Origin of the sequence: Actinomadura luzonensis (assembly GCF_022664455.2) — a bacterium.
GTDB classification, from domain to species: domain Bacteria; phylum Actinomycetota; class Actinomycetes; order Streptosporangiales; family Streptosporangiaceae; genus Nonomuraea; species Nonomuraea luzonensis.
In genome coordinates this window covers 6283250-6307667 of the sequence record NZ_JAKRKC020000001.1, presented here as the reverse complement: position 1 = coordinate 6307667, position 24418 = coordinate 6283250, and the positions used below count along the sequence as shown (strand labels likewise).

General features: G+C 73.3%; 28 protein-coding genes. 10 read left to right on the top strand and 18 right to left on the bottom strand.

The window, feature by feature from the left end; translation table 11 throughout:
- Window positions 1–15: 15 nt before the first annotated feature.
- From MF672_RS29860 to MF672_RS29850, 3 genes are all read right to left on the bottom strand, one after another.
- Window positions 16–468: a hypothetical protein gene (locus MF672_RS29860; RefSeq protein ID WP_242382149.1), complete on the bottom strand. Its 453-nt coding sequence runs from the start codon at window positions 466–468 to the stop codon at window positions 16–18.
- An 83-nt stretch (window positions 469–551) separates the two neighbouring features.
- A complete protein-coding gene (locus tag MF672_RS29855; RefSeq protein ID WP_242382148.1) occupies window positions 552–1187 on the bottom strand; it encodes a DUF47 domain-containing protein in 636 nt (211 codons plus the stop codon).
- A 31-nt stretch (window positions 1188–1218) separates the two neighbouring features.
- Entirely contained in the window at window positions 1219–2166 is a 948-nt protein-coding gene (locus MF672_RS29850) for an inorganic phosphate transporter (RefSeq protein WP_242382147.1), read from the bottom strand.
- A gap of 297 nt (window positions 2167–2463) precedes the next feature.
- Between MF672_RS29850 and purU the strand changes: the two genes are divergently transcribed.
- On the top strand, window positions 2464–3318 hold the full coding sequence (gene purU, locus MF672_RS29845; RefSeq protein WP_242382146.1) for a formyltetrahydrofolate deformylase: 855 nt from the start codon (window positions 2464–2466) through the stop codon (window positions 3316–3318).
- Between the two features lie 7 nt (window positions 3319–3325).
- Here purU and MF672_RS29840 read toward each other — a convergent pair whose 3' ends face one another.
- From MF672_RS29840 to MF672_RS29830, 3 genes are read right to left on the bottom strand one after another with little or no spacing between them, the layout of a single operon-like run.
- On the bottom strand, window positions 3326–3676 hold the full coding sequence (locus MF672_RS29840; RefSeq protein ID WP_242382145.1) for a VOC family protein: 351 nt from the start codon (window positions 3674–3676) through the stop codon (window positions 3326–3328).
- Between the two features lie 5 nt (window positions 3677–3681).
- The gene (locus MF672_RS29835; protein ID WP_242382144.1) at window positions 3682–4476 is read right to left on the bottom strand and encodes a helix-turn-helix domain-containing protein; all 795 of its coding nucleotides are present in this window, start codon (window positions 4474–4476) and stop codon (window positions 3682–3684) included.
- 10 nt (window positions 4477–4486) lie between these two features.
- The gene (locus tag MF672_RS29830) at window positions 4487–6544 is read right to left on the bottom strand and encodes a prolyl oligopeptidase family serine peptidase (protein ID WP_242382143.1); all 2058 of its coding nucleotides are present in this window, start codon (window positions 6542–6544) and stop codon (window positions 4487–4489) included.
- Between the two features lie 279 nt (window positions 6545–6823).
- Between MF672_RS29830 and MF672_RS29825 the strand changes: the two genes are divergently transcribed.
- Genes MF672_RS29825 through MF672_RS29815 form a run of 3 tightly spaced genes read left to right on the top strand, consistent with a single transcriptional unit; the run spans window position 6824 to window position 8392 of the window.
- Window positions 6824–7333 (top strand): HNH endonuclease, encoded by a 510-nt coding sequence (locus MF672_RS29825; RefSeq protein WP_242382142.1) that lies wholly within the window; start codon window positions 6824–6826, stop codon window positions 7331–7333.
- A gap of 45 nt (window positions 7334–7378) precedes the next feature.
- Window positions 7379–8179 carry a GNAT family N-acetyltransferase gene (locus MF672_RS29820; protein ID WP_242382141.1) on the top strand — a complete coding sequence of 267 codons (801 nt, stop codon included), beginning with the start codon at window positions 7379–7381 and terminating at the stop codon, window positions 8177–8179.
- Window positions 8180–8182: 3 nt separating this feature from the next.
- Complete coding sequence (locus MF672_RS29815; protein ID WP_242382140.1) at window positions 8183–8392, top strand: FmdB family zinc ribbon protein; 210 nt, start codon at window positions 8183–8185, stop codon at window positions 8390–8392.
- Between the two features lie 7 nt (window positions 8393–8399).
- Here the strand turns inward: MF672_RS29815 and MF672_RS29810 are convergent, their stop codons facing one another.
- The 4 genes from MF672_RS29810 to ilvD form a co-directional block, all read right to left on the bottom strand.
- Complete coding sequence (locus MF672_RS29810; protein WP_242382139.1) at window positions 8400–8738, bottom strand: STAS domain-containing protein; 339 nt, start codon at window positions 8736–8738, stop codon at window positions 8400–8402.
- A gap of 98 nt (window positions 8739–8836) precedes the next feature.
- A complete protein-coding gene (locus tag MF672_RS29805) occupies window positions 8837–9721 on the bottom strand; it encodes a serine hydrolase (RefSeq protein ID WP_242382138.1) in 885 nt (294 codons plus the stop codon).
- Between the two features lie 83 nt (window positions 9722–9804).
- Complete coding sequence (locus MF672_RS29800; protein WP_242382137.1) at window positions 9805–10299, bottom strand: WYL domain-containing protein; 495 nt, start codon at window positions 10297–10299, stop codon at window positions 9805–9807.
- Window positions 10300–10415: 116 nt separating this feature from the next.
- A complete protein-coding gene (ilvD, locus tag MF672_RS29795; RefSeq protein ID WP_242382136.1) occupies window positions 10416–12254 on the bottom strand; it encodes a dihydroxy-acid dehydratase in 1839 nt (612 codons plus the stop codon).
- 187 nt (window positions 12255–12441) lie between these two features.
- On the opposite strand from ilvD, the gene MF672_RS29790 reads away from it, so the two are divergent.
- Window positions 12442–13098 (top strand): hypothetical protein, encoded by a 657-nt coding sequence (locus MF672_RS29790; protein WP_242382135.1) that lies wholly within the window; start codon window positions 12442–12444, stop codon window positions 13096–13098.
- Between the two features lie 4 nt (window positions 13099–13102).
- On the opposite strand, the gene MF672_RS29785 is transcribed toward MF672_RS29790, so the two are convergent.
- Window positions 13103–13930, bottom strand: coding sequence for a nuclease-related domain-containing protein (locus MF672_RS29785; protein ID WP_242382134.1), 828 nt, complete (start codon window positions 13928–13930; stop codon window positions 13103–13105).
- A 204-nt stretch (window positions 13931–14134) separates the two neighbouring features.
- Between MF672_RS29785 and MF672_RS29780 the strand changes: the two genes are divergently transcribed.
- Both MF672_RS29780 and MF672_RS29775 read left to right on the top strand, forming a co-directional pair.
- Entirely contained in the window at window positions 14135–14425 is a 291-nt protein-coding gene (locus MF672_RS29780) for a hypothetical protein (protein ID WP_242382133.1), read from the top strand.
- A 7-nt stretch (window positions 14426–14432) separates the two neighbouring features.
- Window positions 14433–14798: a DUF5130 family protein gene (locus tag MF672_RS29775; RefSeq protein ID WP_242382132.1), complete on the top strand. Its 366-nt coding sequence runs from the start codon at window positions 14433–14435 to the stop codon at window positions 14796–14798.
- Window positions 14799–14835: 37 nt separating this feature from the next.
- Here MF672_RS29775 and MF672_RS29770 read toward each other — a convergent pair whose 3' ends face one another.
- The 4 genes from MF672_RS29770 to pepN all read right to left on the bottom strand — a co-directional run bounded on the left by MF672_RS29770 (window position 14836) and on the right by pepN (window position 20208).
- Window positions 14836–15798: a hypothetical protein gene (locus MF672_RS29770; RefSeq protein ID WP_242382131.1), complete on the bottom strand. Its 963-nt coding sequence runs from the start codon at window positions 15796–15798 to the stop codon at window positions 14836–14838.
- A 62-nt stretch (window positions 15799–15860) separates the two neighbouring features.
- Entirely contained in the window at window positions 15861–16292 is a 432-nt protein-coding gene (locus MF672_RS29765; protein ID WP_247815479.1) for a hypothetical protein, read from the bottom strand.
- Window positions 16196–17476, bottom strand: a complete 1281-nt coding sequence (locus tag MF672_RS29760) for a serine/threonine-protein kinase (protein ID WP_247815478.1) — start codon at window positions 17474–17476, stop codon at window positions 16196–16198. Before MF672_RS29760 ends, MF672_RS29765 begins: the two co-directional genes overlap by 97 nt.
- 167 nt (window positions 17477–17643) lie before the next feature.
- A complete protein-coding gene (pepN, locus tag MF672_RS29755; RefSeq protein WP_242381128.1) occupies window positions 17644–20208 on the bottom strand; it encodes an aminopeptidase N in 2565 nt (854 codons plus the stop codon).
- A 90-nt stretch (window positions 20209–20298) separates the two neighbouring features.
- On the opposite strand from pepN, the gene MF672_RS29750 reads away from it, so the two are divergent.
- Together MF672_RS29750 and MF672_RS29745 are read left to right on the top strand one after the other, a co-directional pair.
- Window positions 20299–20916: a mycothiol-dependent nitroreductase Rv2466c family protein gene (locus MF672_RS29750; protein WP_242381127.1), complete on the top strand. Its 618-nt coding sequence runs from the start codon at window positions 20299–20301 to the stop codon at window positions 20914–20916.
- Between the two features lie 129 nt (window positions 20917–21045).
- Complete coding sequence (locus MF672_RS29745; RefSeq protein WP_242381126.1) at window positions 21046–22449, top strand: aldehyde dehydrogenase family protein; 1404 nt, start codon at window positions 21046–21048, stop codon at window positions 22447–22449.
- A gap of 16 nt (window positions 22450–22465) precedes the next feature.
- On the opposite strand, the gene MF672_RS29740 is transcribed toward MF672_RS29745, so the two are convergent.
- Together MF672_RS29740 and def are read right to left on the bottom strand one after the other, a co-directional pair.
- Window positions 22466–23197, bottom strand: coding sequence for an SDR family oxidoreductase (locus MF672_RS29740; protein WP_242381125.1), 732 nt, complete (start codon window positions 23195–23197; stop codon window positions 22466–22468).
- A gap of 9 nt (window positions 23198–23206) precedes the next feature.
- Window positions 23207–23692, bottom strand: coding sequence for a peptide deformylase (gene def / locus MF672_RS29735; RefSeq protein ID WP_242381124.1), 486 nt, complete (start codon window positions 23690–23692; stop codon window positions 23207–23209).
- A gap of 90 nt (window positions 23693–23782) precedes the next feature.
- On the opposite strand from def, the gene MF672_RS29730 reads away from it, so the two are divergent.
- The gene (locus tag MF672_RS29730; protein ID WP_242381123.1) at window positions 23783–24250 is read left to right on the top strand and encodes a ribose-5-phosphate isomerase; all 468 of its coding nucleotides are present in this window, start codon (window positions 23783–23785) and stop codon (window positions 24248–24250) included.
- Between the two features lie 6 nt (window positions 24251–24256).
- On the opposite strand, the gene MF672_RS29725 is transcribed toward MF672_RS29730, so the two are convergent.
- Entirely contained in the window at window positions 24257–24409 is a 153-nt protein-coding gene (locus MF672_RS29725) for a hypothetical protein (protein WP_242381122.1), read from the bottom strand.
- Window positions 24410–24418 lie beyond the last annotated feature (9 nt).

Genomic DNA, 24418 nt, shown 5'->3' with positions numbered 1-24418 from the left:
GGGGCGTGGGGCGGGTCAGAGGCCTGCGCGGGCGAGGGCCATGGCCAGGGCGATCGGTAGGAGCGCGACCAGTGCCAGGCCCGTCGCGAGCCGCCAGCCGCGCGCCACCTTCGTCTCCGTCACGAACGCGGCCACCGCCCCCGCCGCCGCGAACGCCGCCCCGGCCGCCGCCAGGTCGGCCCACTGCGACGTCCACGACGGCAGCGCCTCCCCGGCCAGCCGGAACACCACCAGCGTCCCGGCCGCCGCCGCCGCGACCCGCCGCCCAGGCCGTACGTCCACCCGGTCCAGCACCCGTACGGACCCGGCGAGCAGCACCAGACTGATCACCACCAGCAGCCCGACGGAGGGCGCGAGGCACCCCCAGTCCTCGCACCCCACCCCGAGCCAGACGACGCGGACGGTGGCCCACCACAACACCCCGAGCGCGGCGCACACCGCGGCTGCCCGCCCCATTCGCCCCGTCATGCCCCCATGCTCCCACCTGGCCAGAGCACCGGCCGAACGCCTCCAGAGCACCGGCCGGCCCGCTCAGAGCACCGGGCCGGGGTTCAGCGTTTCATCGCGCCGTCCGCGATGGCGTCGGCCGCCTCCCCGATCGCCACCCCGACGATCTCCAGCCGCCGCACCAGCTCCCGCTCCTTCATGGCCTCGGGCGTCAGCTCGCCGCCGGAGAAGATCCGCGAGATCTCGTACTGGTACATCCGCCGGATCGCCCCGCCCGCCTTCTTCGCCTCCAGCGCGTCCACCGCGACCGCCGACGGGCTCGCGGCCAGGTCGCGCACCGCCTGCTCCAGCGCGTCCACGCCGACGATGACCTGGTCGAGCAGGGGAGTGAAGCGGATCTGGTCCGGCACCCGGTACAGGTGGGACTCGCGGACGAAGTCCCGCAGCGAGTCCAGCACGTCGTCGATCGAGCGGGACAGCCGGAACAGGTCCTCCCGGTCGATGGGCGTGACGAGGGCGGACTTGAGCTCGTCGATGAGGCGGGCGCGCTCCTCGTCGCCGAGGTGCTCGATGGCGCGCATCTGCTCGTGCGCCCCGGTGCGCCCGACCTCGCCCCCGATCATGGCCATGGCCAGCCAGGCCCCTTCCTTGGTGGCCTGCAGCTGGCCGAGCAGGGCCTCGGTGACGCCGGTGTCCATGCGGCCGGTCATGAGGTCCCTGAGCCGCCGCAGCCGTTTCATGGTCCACCCGCCCGCGGCGGCCGGTGTCCGCTCACCACGCCATCAGTCCCTTCACCGCCAGGGCCAGGAGCCAGCCCGCCAGCGCGCTCGCCGGCAGCGTCAGCGTCCAGGCCGACACGATCTTCACGGCCGCGTGCCAGCGGACCCGGCCGCTGCCCTGCGCGACGCCCGCGCCGATCAGGCCGCCCGCCACGGCCTGCGTCATGCTCACCGGCATCCCGGCCGCCGCGCAGCCGATCACCGCCACGCCCGAGGCCAGCTCGGCCGCGACGCCGTGCGCGGGACGGGAGGCGATCAGCTCGCGGCCCAGCGTCCGGCCGGCCTTGGGCAGCCCGTACAGGGCGCCGAGGGCGAACAGCGCGGCGACCAGCGACGTGTACGCGGCCGGCGCGTCACGGAAGCCGATCGCGATCATGAACAGCGCGAGCATCTTCTGGGCGTCGTTGGCCGCGTACGCGACCGTCTGCAGCAGGAACCCGGCCCGGTGCCACTGCCCGAGCCCCCGGGCCGTGGTGACCAGCACCAGCACCCGGATGAGCGCCCACGCCAGCAGCCCGCCCACGACCGGCGCCGCCACGCCGAACGCCAGCACCTGCGCGACCGTCCCCGCCGAGACCGGCAGCCCCCAGCCGAGACCGGCCCCCGTGAGCCCGCCCACGACGGCGAGGGTGAGGCTGGTCGGGCGGCCTTTGGCGCTGAGCGCGGCCACCACGCCGAGCGCCGCGAGCACGGCCGCCGCCGCCGCGATCCGGCCGCCGGGCCGGTCGGCCTGCGCCAGCCGGTCCACGAACGTCAGCGCCACCTGGTGCGACAGCAGCGGCACCGCCGCCACCATGCCCGTCAGGAGGAGGACGCCGGACGCCGGCCGCACGGTGGGCAGCTTGAGCCCGGTGGCGAGGACCGCGCCGCCGTCGTTGACCCCGGACACCACGGCGAACAGGCCCGCGACCACGACCAGTACGACGGCGTCCAAAGGCACGCGCTCCACCCCCGCCCGCCCTGCGGGGCAGGACGGGCCATGTCCGAGTTCCAGCGATTGTCCGTAATGCCCGATACATACCCTGGATTCGGCCTCCCAGTGCTCCCTTCAGCACCACGGGACGGCCCGGTACGCTGCAGGTCCGGCCGCCGCAACGGAGGAGTGGCGGGCGGGATGGCGGTGAGCCCCCCCGCGGCCCGGTAACCTGCCCAGACCAGCACCAGCCGTACCGGCACCAGACGCCCCGGACCGACACCCGACCCGCACCCACGACCCGACGCCCGCGAGAGTGACCGCATGACCAGCTCAGCCGAATACATCCTGACGCTCTCCTGCCCCGACCGCCCAGGGGTGGTGGCCGCCGTCTCCGGCCTGCTGGCGGGTCACGGCTGCAACATCATCGAGAGCCAGCAGTTCGGCGACCGGGCCGCGCAGCGCTTCTTCATGCGCGTGCAGTTCGCCGGGCCGCTCGGCGAGGACGAGCTGCGCTCCGCCTTCGCGGCGCTCGCCCCCGACTTCGCCATGGAGTTCACGGTCCGCGACGTGGCGCGCAAGCCGCGCGTGCTGATCATGGTCAGCAAGTTCGACCACTGCCTCAACGACCTGCTCTACCGGGTCAAGGCCAAGACGCTCGACATCGACGTGGTGGCCGTCGCCTCCAACCACCCCGACCTGCGCCCGCTCACCCAGTCGTACGGCATCGACTACCACCACCTGCCGATCACCCCCGAGACCAAGCCCAAGCAGGAGGCCGAGGTGCTGACGCTGGTCGAGCACTACCAGGTCGACCTGGTGGTGCTGGCCCGCTACATGCAGGTGCTCTCGCCCGACCTGTGCGAGAAGCTGGCCGGGCGGGCGATCAACATCCACCACTCGTTCCTGCCGTCGTTCAAGGGCGCCAAGCCCTACCACCAGGCCCACGACCGCGGCGTCAAGCTCATCGGCGCCACGGCCCACTACGTGACCTCCAACCTCGACGAGGGGCCGATCATCGAGCAGGAGGTGGCGCGGGTCAACCACAGCCACTCGCCGGAGGACCTCGCGGCTATCGGGCGCGACGTCGAGTGCGTGACGCTGGCCCGCGCGGTCAAGTGGCACGCCGAGCAGCGGGTGCTGCTCGACGGCCACAAGACGGTGGTCTTCCCCCGGTGAACCCGGCTCAGGGCCGGTAGGTGCCGAACCACCACAGGTTGCCCCCGGGGTCGCGGCAGCCGTACTCGCGCGACCCGTACGGCTGGTCCACCAGCGCCATCGTGACCACGGCCCCCGCCGCCACCGCGCGGTCATGATGCGCGTCCACGTCGTCCACCGCCACGTAGATCCCCGGCCCGCCGGGCGGGCCCTGGCCGATCATGATGAGGTCGCCGCCCACGAGCAGTTCGGCGTGGTGGACCGCGCCCTCGTCGTTCTTGGACACCTCGTGCGCCCGGAAGCCGAACGCGGCGGTCAGGAAGTCGAGCGCCGCCCCGCAGTCGTGGTAGCGGGCGAGCGCGTAAACGGTTCGCTGCATGCGGCTCAGGATGCCGCGCGGGCGCCCCGGGGTCTTGGAAGAATCTGACCGGGCGTGGTGTCGCCGAGCACCCGGAACTCGCGGTTCATGTGCGGCTGGTCGTAGAAGCCGCACTCGGCGGCCACCCGGGCGGGAGCGGCCCCGGCCCGCAGCAGCCGCGCCGCCCGGCCGAACCTGATCACCCGGGCCGCGGTCTTCGGCGGCAGCCCCACCTGGTCCTGGAAGCGCGCCACGAGATGCCGGTGGCTCCAGCCGAGGGCCGCGGCCAGCTCCGGCGCGCTCACCCGCCCGCCCGACTCCAGCAGCCGCGCCCACGCCCACGGCACCTGCGGCCCCAGCTCGGGCCCCCGGTGCACGCGCGCCACCAGCAGCCGGTCCACCAGCGCCAGCCGCTCCCGCCAGGACGGCGTGCCCGCCAGCCGCTCCACGACCTCATCCGCCCACGGCCCGAGCAGGTCGGCGGCCGGCAGCACGAGATTCGTCAGGTGGCGCATCGGCAGCCCGTACAGCCGCCTGGCGCCGAACGGCGTGAGCACCACCTGCACGCCCTCCGTCGGCCCCGGCGTGCGGGTGACGGTGAAGCGGTCGCCCAGCCCCCCGGTGAACGCGGTGAGCCGCCGCCCGGCCACCTCCATCGGCGTGCCGAAGGCCAGGATGAGCACGGCGCCGGGGATCGCTGCCTCCGACCGCGTGACCGGCGGCCCGGGCGGGCGCTCGCGGTAGGCGGTCAGGCGGGTGACGTACGGCCGCAGGGCAGGGCTGGGGGCGGCCTCGACCATGACCGGCCCCAGCGTGCTCACGCGTCCGACTCTAGAGCCCGGTGTGGGCGGCGAGGAAGGTCAGCGTGTCGGCCGCGAGGTCGAGCGACCGGCTGATCGAGCGGGCGCCGTGCCCCACCTCGGTCTCGTTGCGCAGCAGCACCGGCCGGTCGGAGGCCGTGGCGTGCTGCAGGGCGGCGCACATCTTCCACGCGTGCAGCGGGTGCACCCGGGTGTCGGACTGGAAGACGGTGAACAACGTCGCCGGGTACTCCACACCCTCCTTGACGTGGTGGTACGGCGAGTAGCCCCACAACCAGCCGAACTGCTCGGGGTCCTCGGCCGAGCCGTACTCGACGTTCCAGGTCGCGCCCAGGCCGAACAGCTCGTACCTGACCATGTCGAGCAGCGGGGCCGAGCACACCACGGCCGCGTACAGGTCGGGCCGCTGGGTGAGGGCCGCGCCCACGAGCAGGCCGCCGTTGGAGCCGCCGGAGATGCCGAGCTGCTCGCGCGTGGTCACGCCGGTCGCGATCAGGTGCTCGGCGGCGGCGTGGAAGTCGTCGAAGACGTTCTGCTTGTTGGCCAGCATGCCGTCGCGGTGCCACTGCTCGCCCTCCTCGCCGCCGCCGCGCAGGTTGGCGATGGCGTAGACGCCGCCGGCCTCCACCCAGGTCAGGATCGAGGCGGAGTAGCCGGGCGTCATGGACAGGCCGAAGCCGCCGTAGCCGTACAGGATGGTCGGCCGCGGCCCGGTGGCCTCGCCGGCGGGGGAGATGATCAGCATGCGGACGTCGGTGCCGTCCGCGGAGCGGTAGACGACCTGCTCGGTGCGGACCTCGGGCACCCGCACCGCGCCCGGCGAGGCGGCCCACAGCGTGGTCTCGCCGGTGCGGGCGTCGTAGCGCTGGATGGTGGGCGGGGTGGTGTTGTCGGTGTAGCCGAACCACGCCTCGTGGCCGCCCTCGGGGCGCTCGGCGATGCCGCCGATCGAGCCCAGGCCGGGCGTGGCGACGTCGCCGAGGCGCTCGCCGGTGGCCAGGTCGTGCACGCTGATCTCGCTGATCGCGTGGCGGGTCCAGCCCACCAGCATGACCGGGCGCTCCAGGTCGTCGAGGATGGCGAAGTCGTTCAGCACGGCCTCGGGGTCCTCGTGGATCAGCTCGCGCCAGGTGTCGTAGCCGGGCCCGGCGGGGTCGGTGACGCACACCCGGCCGCGCGGCGCGTCGCGGTCGGTGTGCACGTAGAGGCGGCCGTCGCGGCCGAAGACCAGCCCCGACTGCGCGTCCACGCCCTCCTGGACCACCTTGAGGTCGGGCTTGTCGGGCCTGGACGCGGTGAGGTCGGCCACCCAGACGTCGTTGCGCGGCGCGGTGCCCTCGTGCGCCGAGATCTGCAGCCAGCGGCCGTCGCGCGAGACGCCGACGCCGTAGTAGTTGGTCATCTTCAGCCCCTGGCCGAAGATCATCGTGTCGTCCTCCGTGGAGGTGCCGACCCGGTGCAGGTAGACGCGGCGGTGGAACTGGCTCTCGTTCTCCGGCACCTCGGTGCTCGGCAGCCGGCGCACGTAGTAGAAAGCCTCGCCGCCGGGCAGCCAGGCGATGGGGGAGTAGCGGCAGCGGTCGATCGGCCCCTCGACGCGCTCGCCCGTGGCGACGTCCATGACGTACAGCACGGACTCCTCGTTGCCGCCCACCGAGAGCTGGTAGGCCAGCAGGCGGCCCTCCTTGTCGGGCTGCACGGCGTCGAGCGTGGTCAGCCCGGACGGGTCGATCGCCATCGGGTCGACGAGCGGCCGCTCGGTGCCGTCGGGCTCGACGACGTAGTAGACCGCGTGCTCCTGGTCGGGCGTGCGGCGGCTGAAGAAGTAGCGCTCGCCGCGCCAGGTCGGCACGCCGACCGAGCCGGACCTCAGCAGCTCGGCGATGCGGCTCTTGAACCGTTGCGGCCCCCTCCGACGGCCGAACAGCTCACCCTGCGCGAGCAGCCACCCCTTGGTCTCGGGGCTGTCGGGATCCTCGAGCCACCTGTAGGGGTCGGGGACGGGTGTTCCGTGCAGGTCTTCGATGATTTCTTCGCGTCGTGCGGTCGGGTACGGCTCTCGCGTCATGCTCGGAACCCTACTGCCAAGGAGGTGGCGTAAAGCGCTGGTGAAGCGGGCATAAAACGTACCGTGCGTCCCTCTAGTCAGCCCGGTGGGTGGTTTTGGGGTGGCGGGGACGGCACTGCTAACGCCAGACTTGGTGACAGGACGGTGCCGTGGTGACCATCCGCTGGGCCGTCCGGCGGAGGTCCACGTGACGGAAGCACGAGTGCCCCAGGAGGGGCCGATAACCGGGACATGCCGCGGCATGTCCCCTCTGATACGCACGCGGCGGGGAGAGGCCCGATGACGCGCCAGGTCCTGCTGCTGAACGCCACCTACGAGCCGCTCACCACGCTCTCGCTGCACCGCGCCATCGTGCTGGTGCTGCGGGAGAAGGCCGACGTCGTGCACCGCGACGGGCGGGGCGCCGTGCTGCGCTCCGCCAGCCGCACGCTCGACGTGCCCTCGGTGATCCGGCTCCGCAGATACGTCCGCATTCCCTACCGGTCGCGCATCCCCCTGACCAGGGCGGCGCTCATGCGCCGCGACAACTACCGCTGCGCCTACTGCGGCCAGCGGGCCGAGACCATCGACCACGTCATCCCGCGCTCGCGGGGCGGCACGCACACGTGGGAGAACTGCGTGGCGTCCTGCACCACCTGCAACCACCGCAAGGCCGACAAGTACCTGGAGGAACTGGGGTGGACGCTCAGCGTCAGCCCGGCGGTGCCACGCGGCGCCCACTGGAGGCTGATCGGCGCGTCCCTCGTCGGGGATCCCCAGTGGGCGCCCTACCTGGAGGCGGCGGCCTGACAACCGCTTTGAACCGATAGGTCCCGGCCTGGCACCATGCCAGGCATGTGGACCTTCACCTCCGACCCCGAGGAGTACGCCGCGGTCGCCGAGCCCTTCCTGCTCGGCGACCCGGTGGGCAACACCGTCCCGCTGACGGTGCTGGTCGACCTGCGGGCCGGCCTGCCCGCCACGGACCCGCGCTTCGGCTGGTGGACGGTGGGCGGCGAGGTGCGCGGGGCGGCCTTCAGGACGCCGCCGTACCCGGTCGGGCTCGCCGTCATGCCGGTCGAGGCCGTCGAGCCGCTGGTCGAGGCGCTGGGCCGGGACCTCCCCACGATCGTCGGCCGGGTCGAGCTGACCGACGAGGTCGTGCGCCTGATGGGGCCGCCCGCCCGGACGGTCTCCGAACGGCTCTACCGCCTCGGCACGCTGCGGCGGCCGGAGGTGCCCGGGGAGGGCCGGCTCGCCACGCCCGCCGACTACCCGCTGCTGGTGAGCTGGTACCAGGCGTTCGGCGAGGAGGTGGGGCTCGGCGAGGGCGGTGACCCGGCCGAGCGGGTCGCCCAGCGGCTCACCCGGCGGGAGCTGTTCGTGTGGGAGGACGACGGCGCGCCGGTGGCCCTGGCGGCGTTGTCGCCGGCGGCGGGCGGGGTCTGCCGGGTGGGGCCGGTGTACACGCCGCCGTCCCGCCGCCGCAGGGGCTACGGCGCCGCGGTCACCGCGTACGCCAGCGCCGCCGGCCTGGCCGGGCGGTGCGAGGAGGTCGTGCTCTTCACCGACCTGGCCAACCCCACCAGCAACGCGATCTACCAGGCCATCGGGTACGAGCCCGTGTCCGACTACGCGCACATCACCTACGCTTGAGCCATGCCGCGTTACGACTTCCGCTGCCGCGCCTGCGGCTCCACGTTCGAGGTGTCCCGCCCCATGTCGGCCGCCGACCAGCCGGCGGCGTGCCCCGAGGGGCACGACGACACGGTGAAGCTGCTGTCCACGGTCGCCGTGACGGGCGGCGCCGCCGCCCCGCGCCCGGCCGGCGGGGGCGGGGGCTGCTGCGGCGGGGGCTGCTGCTCCTGACCCGGCGCTAGGGCTGGCCGGGCAGCTCGTCGGCCGACTCGCACAGCAGGAGCCGGCCGCCCCGGGCCAGCACCGGCAGGCAGAGCCGCACGGCGTGCGGCCGCGGGCTGATCACCGCGAACGCGTGCCGGTGCGCCCGCGCCCGCTCGCCCGCGTCCAGCAGCACGCCGATCCACCGGGTGCCCGTCACCCGGCAGCCCGACAGGTCGGCCGCGACCTGCGGGCAGGCGTCCACGGCGCGGAACAGCCGGGCCCGCAGGGCGAGCGCCCGCTGGTCGTCGACGCAGCCGAGCAGACGCACGACGGTCCAGCGGCCCTGGGCCTGGGTCTGGAGGGCGAGAACCATGGCTCACCTCACCTGGGCGAAGGTGATCGGTCGCAGCCGCGCCTCCGGACCGTGTCCCGACAGCGTACTCCCGTCGTGCGGGGCGCGCAGGAGGCCCGTCAGGCGGCGCTGAGACCGGCGCCGGTGCGCGACAGCGTGCGCACGGCCAGCTCGGCCAGGCGCTCGACGGTGGCCACGCCGGTCGCGAGGTCGGGGCTGCGCTCCGACAGCACGGCGATGAGCAGCTCGTGGCCGTGGACGGCCAGCCGGCCCACGCTGTTGACCGTCCACAGGCCGCCGTGGTCGTGGACGGGCAGCCAGCCGTTCTTGAGCGCCGCCTCCCCGCCGGGGGCGGCCGCGCCGACGCCCCACGCCTGCGACCGCTCGACCGTCGACATGAGCGTGAGCGCGTAGCGCCGGTGCCGGGCGGTGAGCGGCCCCTCCGGGTCGGTGAGCTGCTCCAGCACCCTGACCTGGTCGGAGGGCCGGCTGCGGGTCCAGCCCCAGTAGGGCCCCGGGCCCGGCTCGGTGTGCTGGACGCCCAGCGCGCGCAGCGCCCGCCGCAGCCCGTGCGGCCCGCCGACGCGCCGGTACAGCTCGTGCGCGCTGTCGTTGTCGCTGTGCCGGATCATCCGCGCGGCCAGCAGCCGCTCGCGGGCCGTCAGCGGCTGCCGCGCCTGCTGCCTTTGCAGCAGGAACGCCAGCAGGATGTCCACCTTGGCCACGCTGGCCAGCAGGAACGGCGACCGCTCGGCGAAGGAGTAACGCGCGCCGGTGGTGCGGTCGTGGACCGCCAGCGCCGCCCGGCCGGGCCGCCCGGCGAGGTAGCGCCGCAACGCGCGGTCGAGGGCGCGCCGGTCGGCGGGCGGCAGCGCGCTCTCCACCACGGGCTCGGGACGCTGCGCCCCGGCGGCCGGGCGCACGCCTCCCTGGCGCGGCGCCGCGCACCCCGGCGCGGCGGCCAGCAGGGTGGCGGCGATGAGCGAGATCCCCCGTACGCGCATGTCGGGGAGCCTGCCATCCGCCGCCCCAAGAGCCGAGGCGGCGGGCGGTCAAGTGTCGCCCAGTTTCGGCCGCGCGGCTCCGGTCAGGCCGCCTTGGCCCGCTTGCGGCGCTGGAACGGCAGGAACCGGTCGGCGAGGTGCGGCCGCGCGGGAGTGAGGGTCGGCTCGACCGCGAGGATGCGGTCGAAGCGGAAGGCCCGGATGGCCCGCCGCATCCGGCACACGCCGACGAGGTACCAGTACTCGCGGTGGACCAGGCAGGTCACCGGCTCGACGTCGCGGACGGTGATGTTGCCGCCCGCGTCGCGGTAGTGCAGGCGGATCATGAGGCGGCTGGTGATGGCGTCGGCCATGAGCCGGGCCCGGGAGGCGACCTCCAGGGGCAGCGGCTCGGTCAGCGTGGTGAGCGTGGTGGCGATGACGTCGTCGTCGAGCTCCAGGTGCTGGAGCGCGTGCTGCAGGCCGCGCCGGGCGGTGACGGCCTGGGGACCCGCGCCGAGGTGGGCGAGGGAGAGTGCGAGGGCGGCGATCTCGGCGGTCGTCAGCGGGCGAGTATCGTGCTTCACGACTGTCGTCATACCCAAAGAATACGGACGACGACCGACATTTTTCGAAAACCTGTCCGGAAGGACAGGTGCCCGGACGTTCCGGCGCGGCGGGCGAGAACCCTGTCGCCCGCCGCGCCGGCCGCACCTCACTTCGACAGCTGCGACAGGTCCCGCGAGGCGCCCGTCGAGGCGGAGGTCGTCATCGCCGCGTACGCCTGCAGCGCCGCGGTGATCGGCCGCTGGCGGTCGCGCGGCCGGTAGCCGCCCAGGTCGGCCAGCAGCCGCTCGCGCCGCGCGGCCAGCTCGGCCTCCGGCACGCGCAGCTCCATCGACCGGTTGGGGATGTCGATGTCGATGATGTCGCCGTCCTCGACCAGCGCGATCGCGCCGCCCTCGGCCGCCTCGGGCGAGGCGTGCCCGATGGACAGGCCCGAGGTGCCGCCGGAGAAGCGGCCGTCGGTGACCAGCGCGCACACCTTGCCGAGGCCCTTGCCCTTGAGGAACGAGGTCGGGTAGAGCATCTCCTGCATGCCGGGGCCGCCCTTCGGGCCCTCGTAGCGGATGACGACGACGTCGCCCGCCTTGACCCGCCCGCCGAGGATGCCCTCCACGGCCTGCTCCTGCGACTCGAACACCACCGCCGGGCCGCTGAAGGTCCAGATCGACTCGTCCACGCCGGCGGTCTTCACCACCGCGCCGTCGCGCGAGATGTTGCCGTAGAGCACGGCCAGGCCGCCGTCGGCGCTGTAGGCGTGCTCCAGGTCGCGGATGCAGCCCGTGGCCCGGTCGAGGTCGAGGTCGTCCCAGCGGTTGTCCTGCGAGTACGCCTTGACCGTGCGCACGTTGCCGGGCGCGGCGTGCCACAGCTCGACGGCCTCCGGCCGCACCTCGGGCGACCTGACGTCCCAGGCGGCCAGCAGGTCGCCCAGCGTGCCGCCGTTGACCGTGGAGACGTCGCGGTGCAGCAGCCCGGCCCGGTCGAGCTCGCCCAGGATGGCGGGGATGCCGCCGGCCCGGTGGACGTCCTCGACGTGGTACTTGGCGGTGGCCGGGGCGACCTTGCACAGGCAGGGCACCCGCAGCGAGATCTCGTTGATCTCCTTGAGGCCGAAGTCGACCTCGGCCTCGCGGGCCGCGGCCAGGATGTGCAGGATCGTGTTGGTCGAGCCGCCCATGGCGACGTCGAGGGTCATCGCGTTCTCGAACGCCTCGCGGGTGGCGATCGAGCGCGGCAGCACCGACTCGTCGCCCTCCTCGTAGTAGCGGCGGGTGATCTCCACCAGCGCGCGGCCGGCGTCCTCGAAGAGCTGCTTGCGGGCCTTGTGGGTGGCGAGGATCGTGCCGTTGCCGGGCAGCGCCAGGCCCATGGCCTCGGTCAGGCAGTTCATCGAGTTGGCGGTGAACATGCCCGAGCAGGAGCCGCAGGTGGGGCAGGCGCTCTCCTCCATCTCCAGCAGCTCGGCGTCGGAGACGGAGTCGTCGGCGGAGGCGATCATCGGGTCGATGAGGTCGAGCTTGCGGCCCGGCGTCTTGCCGGCCTCCATGGGGCCGCCGGAGACGAAGACCGTCGGGATGTTGAGCCGGAAGGCGGCCAGCAACATGCCCGGGGTGATCTTGTCGCAATTGGAGACGCAGATGAGCGCGTCCGCGCAGTGGGCGTTGACCATGTACTCGACCGCGTCGGCGATGAGCTCGCGGGAGGGCAGCGAGTAGAGCATGCCGCCGTGGCCCATCGCGATGCCGTCGTCGACCGCGATCGTGTTGAACTCGCGGGGGATGGCGCCCGCCTCGCGCACCGCGGCGGCCACCACGTCGCCGACCTCGCGCAGGTGCACGTGACCGGGGACGAACTGGGTGAAGCTGTTGGCCACGGCCACCAGCGGCTTGCCGAAATCGCTCCCGGCTACGCCGGTCGCCCGGAGCAGGGCCCGGGCACCGGCCATATTCCTGCCGTGGGTGACCGTACGTGACCTGAGGGTCGGCATCGTGCTACTCCCGTCGCTGTCGAGTCTTCACATGGTACGACCCTTGCCCGGCACCTGAGACAACCGTCCACGGTTCGGACGTTGGTTACCTGACGCTCGACGCCCCGGCCAGGGCCGGCAACTGGCCAAGCCGGGCCCGGCCGACCGCAGCACCGACCCGTACGCGGGAGAGCCGCGCGACGCGGGCGTGTCGGCCTGCGGCTTCGACGGGCCGGTGTACTTCGCCGGGCGCGGCATCCCCGACTTCGCCGAGTTCGTCAAGGGCGTCGCCGACCGGTGCGCGCAGGCGCCGCCGGTCATCCTGGGCGGCGACGACGTCACCCGCTACGCCGCCGACGTGCGGCTGCGCTCGGCCGTCAGCCAGGTCGGCTACTCCTACGAGTCGTTCGCCGCCGCGCCCAACCGGTGCGACGAGGAGCAGCGGCACGACTTCTGCACCGACCTGTTCGCCACCTTCCGCTTCGAGTGCGAGGAGCCGGGGCCGGGGCGCACGCTGGACGGCCACGCCGCGCTCTCCTACGACGCCACCGAGACGATGATCACCGCGATCCGCCGCCTCGGCAAGGAGAGCCACCACGTGCCGGTGAACTCCTACACCGTCTGGCGCCAGCTCGGCACCCTCTACGTGCCGGGCCAGAGCGGCCACGCCATCGAGGGCGCCACCGGCGCGCTGGACTTCGGCTCCGACTCGCCCCGGCAGTACCCCGTGGACAAGGCCGTGCTGATCCTGCACGCCCGCGGCGCCGCGCGCCCGGCCCACGTGGGGGCCTGCGGCAACATCGCCGCCGCGGCCAAGCAGGACTTCTTCCCCTGGTGCGAGGAGATCCCGCGGATGTACCGCTGAGCGCTCAGCCCTCGCCGTAGCGGGCGGGCAGCACCTGGGCGGCGATGGCGTAGATCTTGTCGATCTCGGCCGGGGTCAGCGCCCGCTCCCGCTTGGTGATCCACTTGCGGGCCCGGTCGCCCTGGTAGACGTCCACGCCGCGGATCGTCATGATCTTCCACGGCACGGCCGGCCCGTAGATCGCCAGCGAGGGCACCACCGGCACCTCGCGGCCGAACTCGGCGCTGATCAGCTCGCTCGCCTTCGACGCCTCGAACTTGGCGTGCGTCAGGCGCTGCTTCTGGTCGAAGGGACCGTGGAAGAGCTTCTTGCCCGACTGGACGCGCACCGGCAGGCGTTTGTCCCACTTCTCGGAGTCGACGGCGTACACGCCGGTCGGCCCGACCACGAGGTGGTCGATCTGCTGCTCGGTGTCGGGGATCGCGCGCGCGTGCAGCGTGCGGTAGCCCAGGCGCTCCAGCTTGCGGAGCTGCGCCTCGGTCCGCCGCTCCGCGACGGAGGCCCGCCGCCACGCCGGCACGGACGAGTTGGAACGTGCCCGGTAGACCGCCTCCAGGACGGCGGCGATCACGCCCGCGGTCACGCCGATCCGCCAGTCCTTGGCGAGGACGCCCACGACGATCGCCGCGGCGAGCCCGACCAGCACGCGGGTGCGCAGCCGGCGGAAGCGTGGCTGCATCAGCAGCTCGCGCACGGACGCGCGGGGCACCGGCGCGTACGTGGAGGTGGGCGCCGAGGGCTTCGCGGCGGCGGCTCGCTCGCCTTCTGGCCGCTCGTCCACCCAGATGGGCGAGGCGTCGTGGCCGTCTTCTCGCTGGTTGTCGGTGTCCACGCAACTCACCGTAGCCCGGGAATCTTGCCGAATCCTAGTGTTGCCCTGTCCATAGTTTTATGGCCCAGCTCATCGTGTTCCGCGCCCGTTTTCGGGGTATTAACATCGTTCTTCTCTAGAGAGCTCTCAGGTCTCTCGCAAGATCATAACTCCCGGGGCGCCTGGGGTCTGGCCGGACTCGCGCACGAGGTCTACGTTCAGGGTGTGAACAGCGCGGCAGAGATCCTGCTCTTTCTCATCGGGGTGTCCATGGGGCTGTTCGTGCTGATCAGCCTGCTGGTCATGGTGCCGGGGCGCGGGGCGCAGCGGCGCGTCGGGTCCGGCCCGGTGTGGCTCGGCGGGCCGCACGGCAGCGAGCGCGGGGTGAGCACGTCGGGGCTCGTCCTCGCCGAACGGGCGGCGCACTGGGGCGCGGTGCCCGACAACGACTGGGTGGCCGCGGCCGAGACGGCGGAGCCGAGCAGGCACGTCGGCGGCGCCTCGGCCGGATGGTGAGGTGACGATGCGCGGACTGACCAGCGCCCAGGCCGACGACATCCGCCAGGCCCTGCACGCCGCCGAAGGGCGCAGCGGGCTGCGGTTCGGGCTCTTCCTCGGCGAGCCCGCCGGCGGCGGGCGCCGCCACTTCGCCGAGCGCCTGCACGCCGCGCTCGGCGACGAGGCCCCCGACGCCGTCGTGCTGCTGGTCGACCTCAAGGGCCGCGGCCTGGAGATCGTCACCGGCGAGCGCGCCCGCCGCCGCCTCGGCGACGCCGCCTGCCGGCTGACCGCGATGTCCATGGCCACCGCCTTCAGCGTCGGCGACCTGGTCGGCGGCATCCTCTACGGCATCAACGCCCTGGGCGAGCAGGCCACCGCCCGCCGCTGACGCTCCGGCGGCGGCGGGCCCGTGCCGCTCCTGCCGGTCAGAGCGACAGCCCGGGGCTCTCGAGCAGCCGCACGACGTGGTCGCTGACGCCGCGCAGCAGCGTGGCGGGCTCGATGGCCGCCTCCGCCACCGCGGCGAACAGGGAGGGCAGGCCCGGCAGCGGAAAGCCGTCGTCCTTCATCGCCGCCGTGCCGACCGGGTTCTTGTCCAGCGCCAGGCGGCTGCGCTCCCAGGCGTCCAGCACCTCCTCCGGCGACGGCACCCCGAACCCGTGCCCCACCGGCGCGGCGTGCCGCAGCCGCACCAGCGGGGTCTCGGCGAAGGCCAGCGCCGTGCGGGCTCGTACGTGCAGGTCGGCGCGCGGCTCGGGATCGATCCAGTCCATCGCCGAGCAGGGGTTGCGGCAGGCGGCCACGCACACCGCGAGCGCGCCCGCCACCTGGCTGTGCTGCCGGTCGAAGTACGCCCGCCACCCCTCGCCCGGCTCCACCGACACCCGCAGCGTGCGGTTGGTCGCCGACTGCTCGGACTTGGTGTGGTCGCACTCCCGGTCGCCGATCACCCCGAACCTGCTGCCCGGCGCGCTCAGCCCGGCCGGCCAGCGGGCCGGGTCGCCCGCGTGCCCGAGATGCGGCTCGAACGCCAGCAGCGGAAGGTATTCGCTGGCGATGTGCACGGCGGCGATCATCGGGCTCAGCTCCCGCCGGTGCCACCGCACCGCGATCACCTCCAGTAGCAGCCCGTACGCCGGCCGCAGCGACTCCAGCGCGCCGCGCGGCTGCTCGCGGGGCGTCTGCGGCATGTGGCAGGCCCGCGCCCGGCGCCGCAGCTCGGCCGGCACGCTCCTGGCCTCGGCCGCGAAGTCCTCGGCGTCGAGGGAGAGCAGCCGGTGCCCGAACTCGCACACGTCCGCGATCTCCGCCGCCGGCGCGAGCGCACCGAGGTCGGCGAAGGCGTAGCGGCGGGCCAGGGCGATGAGCAGGTCACGAGTCGTATCCACGCGACGACTTTCTCACGATCGCGAAGCGCCCACGTACCCGGCGCCGCGGCGGCACGGGACCGTCACGGGCAGGGCTCGCGGACGCACTGCACCTCACCTGCCGGGGCCGTCACGCTCGGCTCCGCCGTGGGCTCCTCCGGGCCGGGCTGGGTGGGCTCGGCTGAGGGCTCCTGCGACGGCTCCTTCGTCGTCGGCGCGGGCGTGGTGGGCTGCGAGGTCGGCGTCTGCGGGACGGACGTGGTGGGGGTGACCGTCACCGAGGGCGTGGGCGCCGGGGTGGCGCCGCGCGTCGGCGCGGCCGTCGGGACCTGCCGGACCGGCGGCTGGCTCTGCGACCTCGTGGTGGCCGGGGATCTCGGGCTGGTGGTGGCGGTGGTGTCGGCCACGCTCGTCGGCGTCACGGTGGTCTGGCCGGACGTCGGCGACGAGCGCAGCCACACGGCCCCGGCGACCCCGGCCGACACGAGCACGGAGGCGGCCACGGTGAGCACCACGCGCGTCGTCCTGCGCCGCCGTCGCCCGCCGTCGCCGGGCAGGGTGCCGGGAACGGTGCCGGGCAGCCCGCCCGCGCCGGCCCCGCCGGCGGTCGCGCCGCCACCGGCGCCCGCGGTCGATCCGAACGCGCCCGCAGTCGATCCGAACCCGCCCGCGGTCGGCCCGAACCCGCCCGCGGTCGGGCCGAACCCGCCCGCGGCCGTCCCGGCGGCGACCCCGGCGCTCGCCCCGGCGCCCACCCCGACGGCGGCGTGGCCCGCCCGGCGCGACCGCCCGGCCGGAAACGCCGCCCAGCCCGGAAGCGGCGCCCGGCCCGGAACGCCGCCGGGCACGGCGACGGCGCCGGGCGGCACCGTGCCGGGGCGGCCATGGCCTGGCGGGCGGCCGCGGCCATCGCGGCGGCGGACGGCCAGCGCTGCTCGGGCGTCTTCTGCAACGCCCGCGTCACCACGGCCCGCACCCCGGCGGGCACGTCCTCGGGCAGCTCGGGCACGGGTGAGTTGAGGTGCTTGAAGATGATCTGCACGGGGGTCTCGCCCTGGAAGGGCGGCCGCCCGGTCAGGCATTCGTAGGCCACGACGCCGAGCGCGTACACGTCGACCGCCGGCGTCACCTCGCTGGAGGTGGCCATCTCGGGCGCGCAGTAGCCCGCCGAGCAGAGCATCTGCCCGGTGGCGGTCAGGTGCCCGGCCGAGACCGAGTGCGCGATGCCGAAGTCGGTGAGCGCGACCCCGCCGCCCTCGCGGACCATGAGGTTGGCCGGCTTGACGTCGCGGTGCACGATGCCCTGCGCGTGCGCGGCGGCCAGGGCGTCGCCGACCTCGGCGACCAGCCGCACGGCCGCGGCGACGTCGAGCGGGCCGCGGCGCAGCACGCGGTCGAGCGACTCGCCCCTGACGTACTCCATGACGAGGAAGGTGATCTGCCGCCCGGCGACCTCGCAGGTGCCGTAGTCGTAGACGTCGACCACGCCGGGATGCGTGAGCGTGGCCATGGCCCTGGCCTCGTTCTGGAAGCGCTGGGCGAAGGTGGCGTTCTCGGTGAGCGCGGGCGTCATCACCTTGACCGCGACGGCGCGGCCGAGCACCTTGTCGTCGGCACGCCAGACCTCGCCCATGCCGCCGCCGCCGAGGCGACCGGCCAGCACGTAGCGGTCGTTGAGCGTGGTCCCCGCGCCTAGCACGTAGTCGAGGCTAACACCGGCTCCCGGGTGACCAGGCCATGTCGGCGGAGGTGTCGGACGCCCCCGCCCGTCCGGGCGTCGCCGGGATCGGCGCAGGTAGGAAACACTCACCTTCCCGTCCGACCCCCCGTCGGGAGGGGGGCGGACGGGGGGCCGGGCGGCGCGCGTCAGGAGGAGGCGGCGTCCCGCTCCTGGTTGCGGAGGGCGCGGCGGACGCCGTCGGCGCCCTCCAGGATCAGCCGGCGCAGCGCCTGCGGCGGCTGCTCGACCGTCAGGTAGTCCTCGGCGGCGCGCACGGTCGCCTCCTCGAACAGCAGGGCGGGGAAGCAGCCCACCGCGAACGACGACGCCTGGTCGAACGTCCACTCCTTGTAGATCCGCCCGACCTCGGCGAAGTACCTGTCCCGGAACGGCGCCAGCAGCTCGGCGTTGCGCGGGTCCTGGAACCCGGCGATCGTGGCGCGCGCGATGTGGTTGGCCAGCTCGCCGCCCACGATGCGGTCCCAGGCCGCGGCCTTGGCCTCGGCGGTCGGCAGCGCGGCCCGGCACGTCGCGGCCGAGCGCTCGCCGGTGGCCGTGCGGTCGCGCTCCAGCTCGGCCGCGATGCCGGCCTCGTCGATCCGCCCGGCGGAGACGAGCGCGAGGACCAGGCTCCAGCGCAGGTCGGCGTCCACGGTCAGCCCCTCGGGCACCGCGCTGCCGTCGAGGATGCCGGCCAGCAGGTCGAGGTCCTCGGCGGAGGTGGCGACCGGCGCGAACGCCTGGAGGTAGGCGAGCTGGTGGTCGGAGCCGGGGGCGGCGCCGGCCAGCAGCGAGCGCAGCTCGGCGGCCAGCAGCCGCAGGCCCTCGGCCCGCCAGGCCGGGTCGGCGTACTGCTGGGCGGTCTGGCGCGCCTGGCGCAGGATCGTCTGCAGGACGGTCAGGTCGGTGACGACGCTCGCGCCCGAGACGACCAGCTTGACGTAGTCGCGGGCGGGCATCTCGCCGTCGCGGGTCATGTCCCAGGCCGCCGACCAGCACAGCGCCCGCGGCAGCGACTCGGTGAACTTCGCGATGCCGCCGTCGACGAGCGTGCGCAGCGACCGGTCGTCCAGGCGGATCTTGGCGTAGGTGAGGTCGTCGTCGTTGAGCAGCACCAGGTCGGGCTGCTCCGCGCCGACCAGCTCGGCCACGGCGGTGCGCGCGCCGACGACGTCCAGCTCGACCCGCTTGGTGCGGGTCAGCGTGCCGCCGTCGAGCGAGTAGAGGCCGATGGCGATGCGGTGCGAGCGCAGCGTCGGGTAGTCGGCCGGGGCCTCCTGCAGCACCTCGAAGCGGGTGAAGCGGCCGTCCTCGACGTCGAAGTCGGGGCGCAGCGTGTTGACCCAGGACGTCTCCAGCCAGTCCTTGGACCAGGCGGACAGGTCGCGGCCCGAGGTGCGCTCCAGGGCGTCGAGCAGGTCCTTCAGCTCGGTGTTGCCCCAGGCGTGGTCGGCGAAGTAGTCGCGGACGCCGGCCAGGAAGTTCTCCAGCCCCACGTACGCGACGAGCTGCTTGAGCACCGAGGCGCCCTTGGCGTACGTGATGCCGTCGAAGTTGACCTCGACCGCCTGCATGTCCGGGATGTCGGCGGCGATGGGGTGGGTGGAGGGGAGCTGGTCCTGGCGGTAGGCCCAGGCCTTCTCCACGTTCGCGAACGTCGTCCACGCGCCGCCGCCCCACCGGGTGGCCTCGGCCTGGGCGAGCACGGACATGTAGGTGGCGAACGACTCGTTCAGCCACAGGTCGTCCCACCAGCGCATGGTGACGAGGTCGCCGAACCACATGTGGGCCATCTCGTGCAGGATGGTCTCGGCGCGCCGCTCGACGACGGCGTCGGTGACGCGGGAGCGGAAGACGTAGTCCTCCAGGAACGTGACGCAGCCCGCGTTCTCCATCGCGCCGGCGTTGAACTCGGGCACGAAGAGCTGGTCGTACTTGCCGAACGGGTAGCGCACCCCGAACACGCGGTGGAAGAAGTCGAAGCCCTGCCGGGTGACCTCGAAGATGTTGTCCGCGTCGAGGTGCTCGGCGAGCGAGGCGCGGCAGTACAGGCCGAGCGGGATGCCGTCGTGCTCGGAGGTGACCTTGTGGTACGGCCCGGCGACCAGCGCGGTGATGTAGGTGGACATGACCGGCGTGGTGGCGAACGTCCACCGCTTGGCCGCCTGCACGGTGCCGTGCCGGCCGGCCTGCTCGGGCAGGTCCTCGACCTCGGTCGCGGCGGCGTTGCTGACGACCTCCCAGCCGGCCGGGGCCAGCACGGTGAGCTGGAAGGTGGCCTTGAGGTCGGGCTGGTCGAAGCACGCGTACATGCGGTGCGCGTCGGCCGTCTCGAACTGGCTGTGCAGGTAGACGCCCTGGTCCACCGGGTCCACGAACCGGTGGAGGCCCTCGCCGGTGCGCATGTAGGAGCAGTCGGCGTCCACGCGCAGCTCGTTGGAGGCGGCGAGCGAGGGGAGCGGGAAGCGGCCCTTCTCGGCGTCGTAGGCGGAGACGTCGAGGTCCTCGCCGTTGAGTGTGACCTGGCGGACGTGCGCGCCGTGCAGGTCGATGAAGGTGGACGACCCGGGGGTGGCGGCGGCGAAGCGGACCGTGGTGACGCTCTCGAAGCGCTCGTCCCCTTCCGTCAGGTCGAGGGCCACCTCGTACGACTCGACCTTCAACAGCCGGGCGCGTTCGCGCGCTTCGTCCCGGGTCAGGTTGCCTGCCAAGTTCCGCTCCTTTTCAACCGCTTCGTCGGGGTTGTCGGTATCCTGTCACGCCGGGAATAGGATCCGAACCACCTCAGGTTATGGCCACACATGGCTGAGAAGACTCCCGTGGACCTCTGGTTCGATCCTTCCTGTCCCTTTGCATGGGTAACGTCACGATGGCTGCTCGAAGTCGAGAAGGTTCGGCCCATCGAGCCCCGCTTCCGTTTCATGTCGCTCCACTACCTCAATGAGGGCAAGGACGTCCCCGCGGAATACAAGGAACGCGCGCTCAAGGCCCACGGCTCCGTGCGCGTCGTGGCCGCGGCCGCCGCCAAGCACGGCGAGGAGTACGTCGGCCGGCTCTACACCGAGCTCGGCACCCGCCTGCACGACCAGGGCATCAAGGACCCGGCCAGGCTGCGCGAGGTCAACGAGGCCGCGCTGGAGGCCGTCGGCCTCGACCCGCACCTCGCCGACGCCATGGACTCCGAGGAGTGGGACGAGCGGATCCGCGCCTCCCACGACGAGGGCATCACGCTCGTCGGCCAGGAGGTCGGCACCCCGATCATCCGCGTCGGCCCCAACGCCTTCTTCGGGCCGGTCATCACCAGGATCATCCGCGGCGAGGACGCCGGCCGCCTCTGGGACGGCGTGCTGGCGGTGACGGAGTTCGACGACTTCTTCGAGCTGAAGCGCACCCGCACCCGGCGTCCGCAATTCGACTGACATATCCGTCCTGTCAGCGCATTTGACGCACTCGACGGTGGGAAAGAACCTGATGGCGGTGGAGAATCCTTATCCCCGGCTCAGGACGCGCCCTCGCTAAGGCCGCGAACCACTGTCAGGATGGGGGCCATGCGTCAGCTGTACATCGGCGGCTCCTGGATCGCCTCGGCGTCCGACGAGCCCATCGAGGTCGTGAACCCGGCCACGGAAGAGGTCATCGACCGCGTGCCCGCCGGCTCCCCCGACGACGTGGAGTCGGCGGTGGCCGCGGCCAGGAGAGCCTTCCCCTCCTGGTCCGCCACCGCCCCCGCGGAACGCGGCAAACTGCTCGCCGACGCGGCCGAACTGCTGAAACAGCGCGCCGACGACATCGCCAGGACCATCGCCACCGACATGGGGTCGCCGCTCGGCTTCGCGCTCAAGGTGCAGACCCTCATGCCCGCGGGGGTCCTCGCCTCCTTCGCCCGCCTCGCGGAGAGCCATCCTCGCGAGGAGCGCGTCGGCAACTCCCTGGTGGTCAAGGAGCCCATCGGGGTGGTCGCGGCCATCACGCCGTGGAACTACCCGCTGCACCAGATCGTCTGCAAGGTGGGCGCGGCGCTGGCCGCCGGGTGCACGGTCGTGCTCAAGCCGAGCGAGGTCGCGCCGCTGGCCGCGTACGCGCTGGCCGACATCCTCGCCGAGGTGGGCCTGCCGCCGGGCGTGTTCAACCTGCTGAGCGGGCGCGGCCCGGTCGTCGGCGAGGCCATGGCCGCCCACCCCGAGGTCGACATGGTCTCCTTCACCGGCTCCACCGCGGCCGGCCGCCGGGTCTCCGCGCTCGCCGCCGAGTCGGTCAAGCGGGTCGCGCTCGAACTGGGCGGCAAGTCCGCCAACGTCATCCTGCCCGACGCCGACCTCAAGGCCGCGGTCAAGGTGGGCGTGGCCAACTGCTTCGTCAACGCCGGCCAGACCTGCTCGGCCTGGACCCGGATGATCGTCCACCGCGACCAGTACGACGAGGCCGTCCGCCTGGCCGTCGAGGCCGCCCGCGGCTACACCGTGGGCGACCCGTTCGACGAGGCCACCCGCGTCGGCCCGCTGGTCTCGCAGGTCCAGCGCGACCGGGTGGTCCGCTTCATCAACCGCGGCCAGGAGGAGGGCGCCCGGCTGGTGGCCGGCGGCACCGACCGGCCTTACGAGCGCGGCTACTTCGTCGAGCCCACCGTGTTCGCGGGCGTGGAGCCGGGCATGACGATCGAGCAGGAGGAGATCTTCGGCCCGGTGTTGTCGCTGATCCCGTACACCACCGAGGACAAAGCCGTCGAGATCGCCAACGGCACCCGCTACGGCCTGGCCGGCGCCGTCTGGGCGGGCAGCGAGGAGCGCGCCGTCGAGGTCGCGAGGCGCCTCCGCACCGGCCAGGTGGCCGTCAACGGCGGCCGGTTCAACCCGCTTGCCCCCTTCGGCGGCTACAAGCAGTCGGGCATCGGCCGCGAGCTCGGCGAGCACGGCCTGGAGGAGTTCCTGGAGATCAAGTCGCTGCAGCTCTGACGCGCGGGCATCACTGTCAGACCAGCAGCCCGCCGCTGGCGATGATGTTCTGGCCGGTCACCCACCGCCCGTCGGGCCCGGCCAGGAACGCCACCACCGAGGCGATGTCGTCCGGCCGGCCCAGCCGCCGCAGCGCGGTGAACGCCTCCGTCTGCACCAGCGCCTCCGGCGGGTTGGCGCCGCGCAGCATGTCGGTGTCGGTGGCGCCGGAGGAGACCACGTTGACGGTGATCCCGCGGGCGCCGAGCTCCCTGGCCGCCACCTTGGCGAACTGCTCGATCGCGCCCTTGCCGCCGCAGTAGAGCGTCAGCATGGGGGCGGGCACCCGGGTGTTGACCGAGGAGATGTTGATGATGCGCCCGTCGCCGCGCATCACCCTGGCGGCCCACTGCATGGCGAGGAACACCGCGCGCACGTTTACCGCGAACGAACGCTCGTAGTCGTCGTCCGTGACGTCCACCATGGGCTTCTGCCCGGCGGCGGAGGCCGCGTTGTTGACCAGGACGTCGAGCCCCGGCAGCCGCGCCTCCGCCTCGGCGAACAGCCGCTCCAGGTCGCCCCGGTCGGCGAGGTCGGCGCGCACCGCGACCGCGCCGGTCTCCTTCGCCACCCTCCGCGCGGCCTCCTCCGACCGCTCGTAGCAGAAGACGACCTCCGCGCCGTCCCTGCGCAACCGCTCCACGACGGCCCTGCCGATGCCCCTGGAGCCTCCCGTGACCAACGCGCCCTTCCCGGCGAGTACGCTCATGCCGCCAACCTACGCGCGCAGCATGATCTTGCGCGCGTCGTTCCGCGGCAGGCGGTCCACGTACAGCTTGCCGTCGAGGTGCTCGCACTCGTGCTGGAAGCAGCGCGCCAGCGTGCCCCTGGCCCGGACGCGCACCGGCCGCTGCAGCCGGTCCAGCCCCTCCACCGTCACGCCGGACGCGCGCGCGACGGGCGCGTAGATCGGCCGGCCGGTCTGCCGGTCGGGCACCGACAGGCAGCCCTCCTCGTCCACGATCTCCTCGGGGTCGTCCACGGTGAGCACCGGGTTGATCACGTGGCCCTTGCGGTTGTTGACGTCGTAGACGAACAACCGCCGCGACACGCCGACCTGCGGGCCGGCCAGGCCCACGCCGTCGACCGCGTACATCGCCTGGAACATCTCCTCGATCAGGCGGCGCAGCTCGCGGTCGAAGTCCGTGACCGGCTCGGCGGGCGTGCGCAGCACGGGATCGCCGATGACGCGGATCTCTCGCATGGTTCCTGCCTCACGTAAGGACTGGATCTCGGGTCTGGTCCTTACTCTAGCGAGCGAGCCGTATCCGTGTGGCTGTGGAAGACTGGGCGGGTGCGTGTCTACATCGGTGCCGACCATGCCGGCTATGAGCTCAAGAACCACCTCGTGTCCTGGCTCAAGGACCACGGGCACGAGGTGACCGACTGCGGTCCCTTCGTCTACGACGCCGAGGACGACTACCCGGCGTTCGTGCTGCGCGCCGCCGAGGGCGTCGCCGGCGACCCGGCCAGCCTGGGCATCGTCATCGGCGGCTCGGGCAACGGCGAGCAGATCGCCGCCAACAAGGTGCGCGGCATCCGCGCCGCCCTGGCCTGGAGCGAGGAGACCGCCCAGCTGGCGCGCGAGCACAACAACGCCAACGTCGTCAGCATCGGGGCGCGCATGCACTCCCTCGACGAGGCCACCCGCTTCGCCGAGGTGTTCCTGGGCACGGCCTTCTCCGGCAGCGAGCGCCACAGCCGGCGCATCGCGCAGCTCGCCTCCTACGAGACGATCGGCCAGCTCCCGCCGCTGCCGTAGCGGGCGCTAGCCCTGGGGCCTCCGCCTGGCCTCGCGCCGGGGCATCTCGTCGCGCAGGGGCCGCCGGTCGGCGGCCTCCTGCTGCTCCTTCGACGGCCGCGACACCTCGCGGGCGCGCATCGCGATCGTCGCGGTGATCTGCAAGCTCTGCAACGCCATGACTTGAGG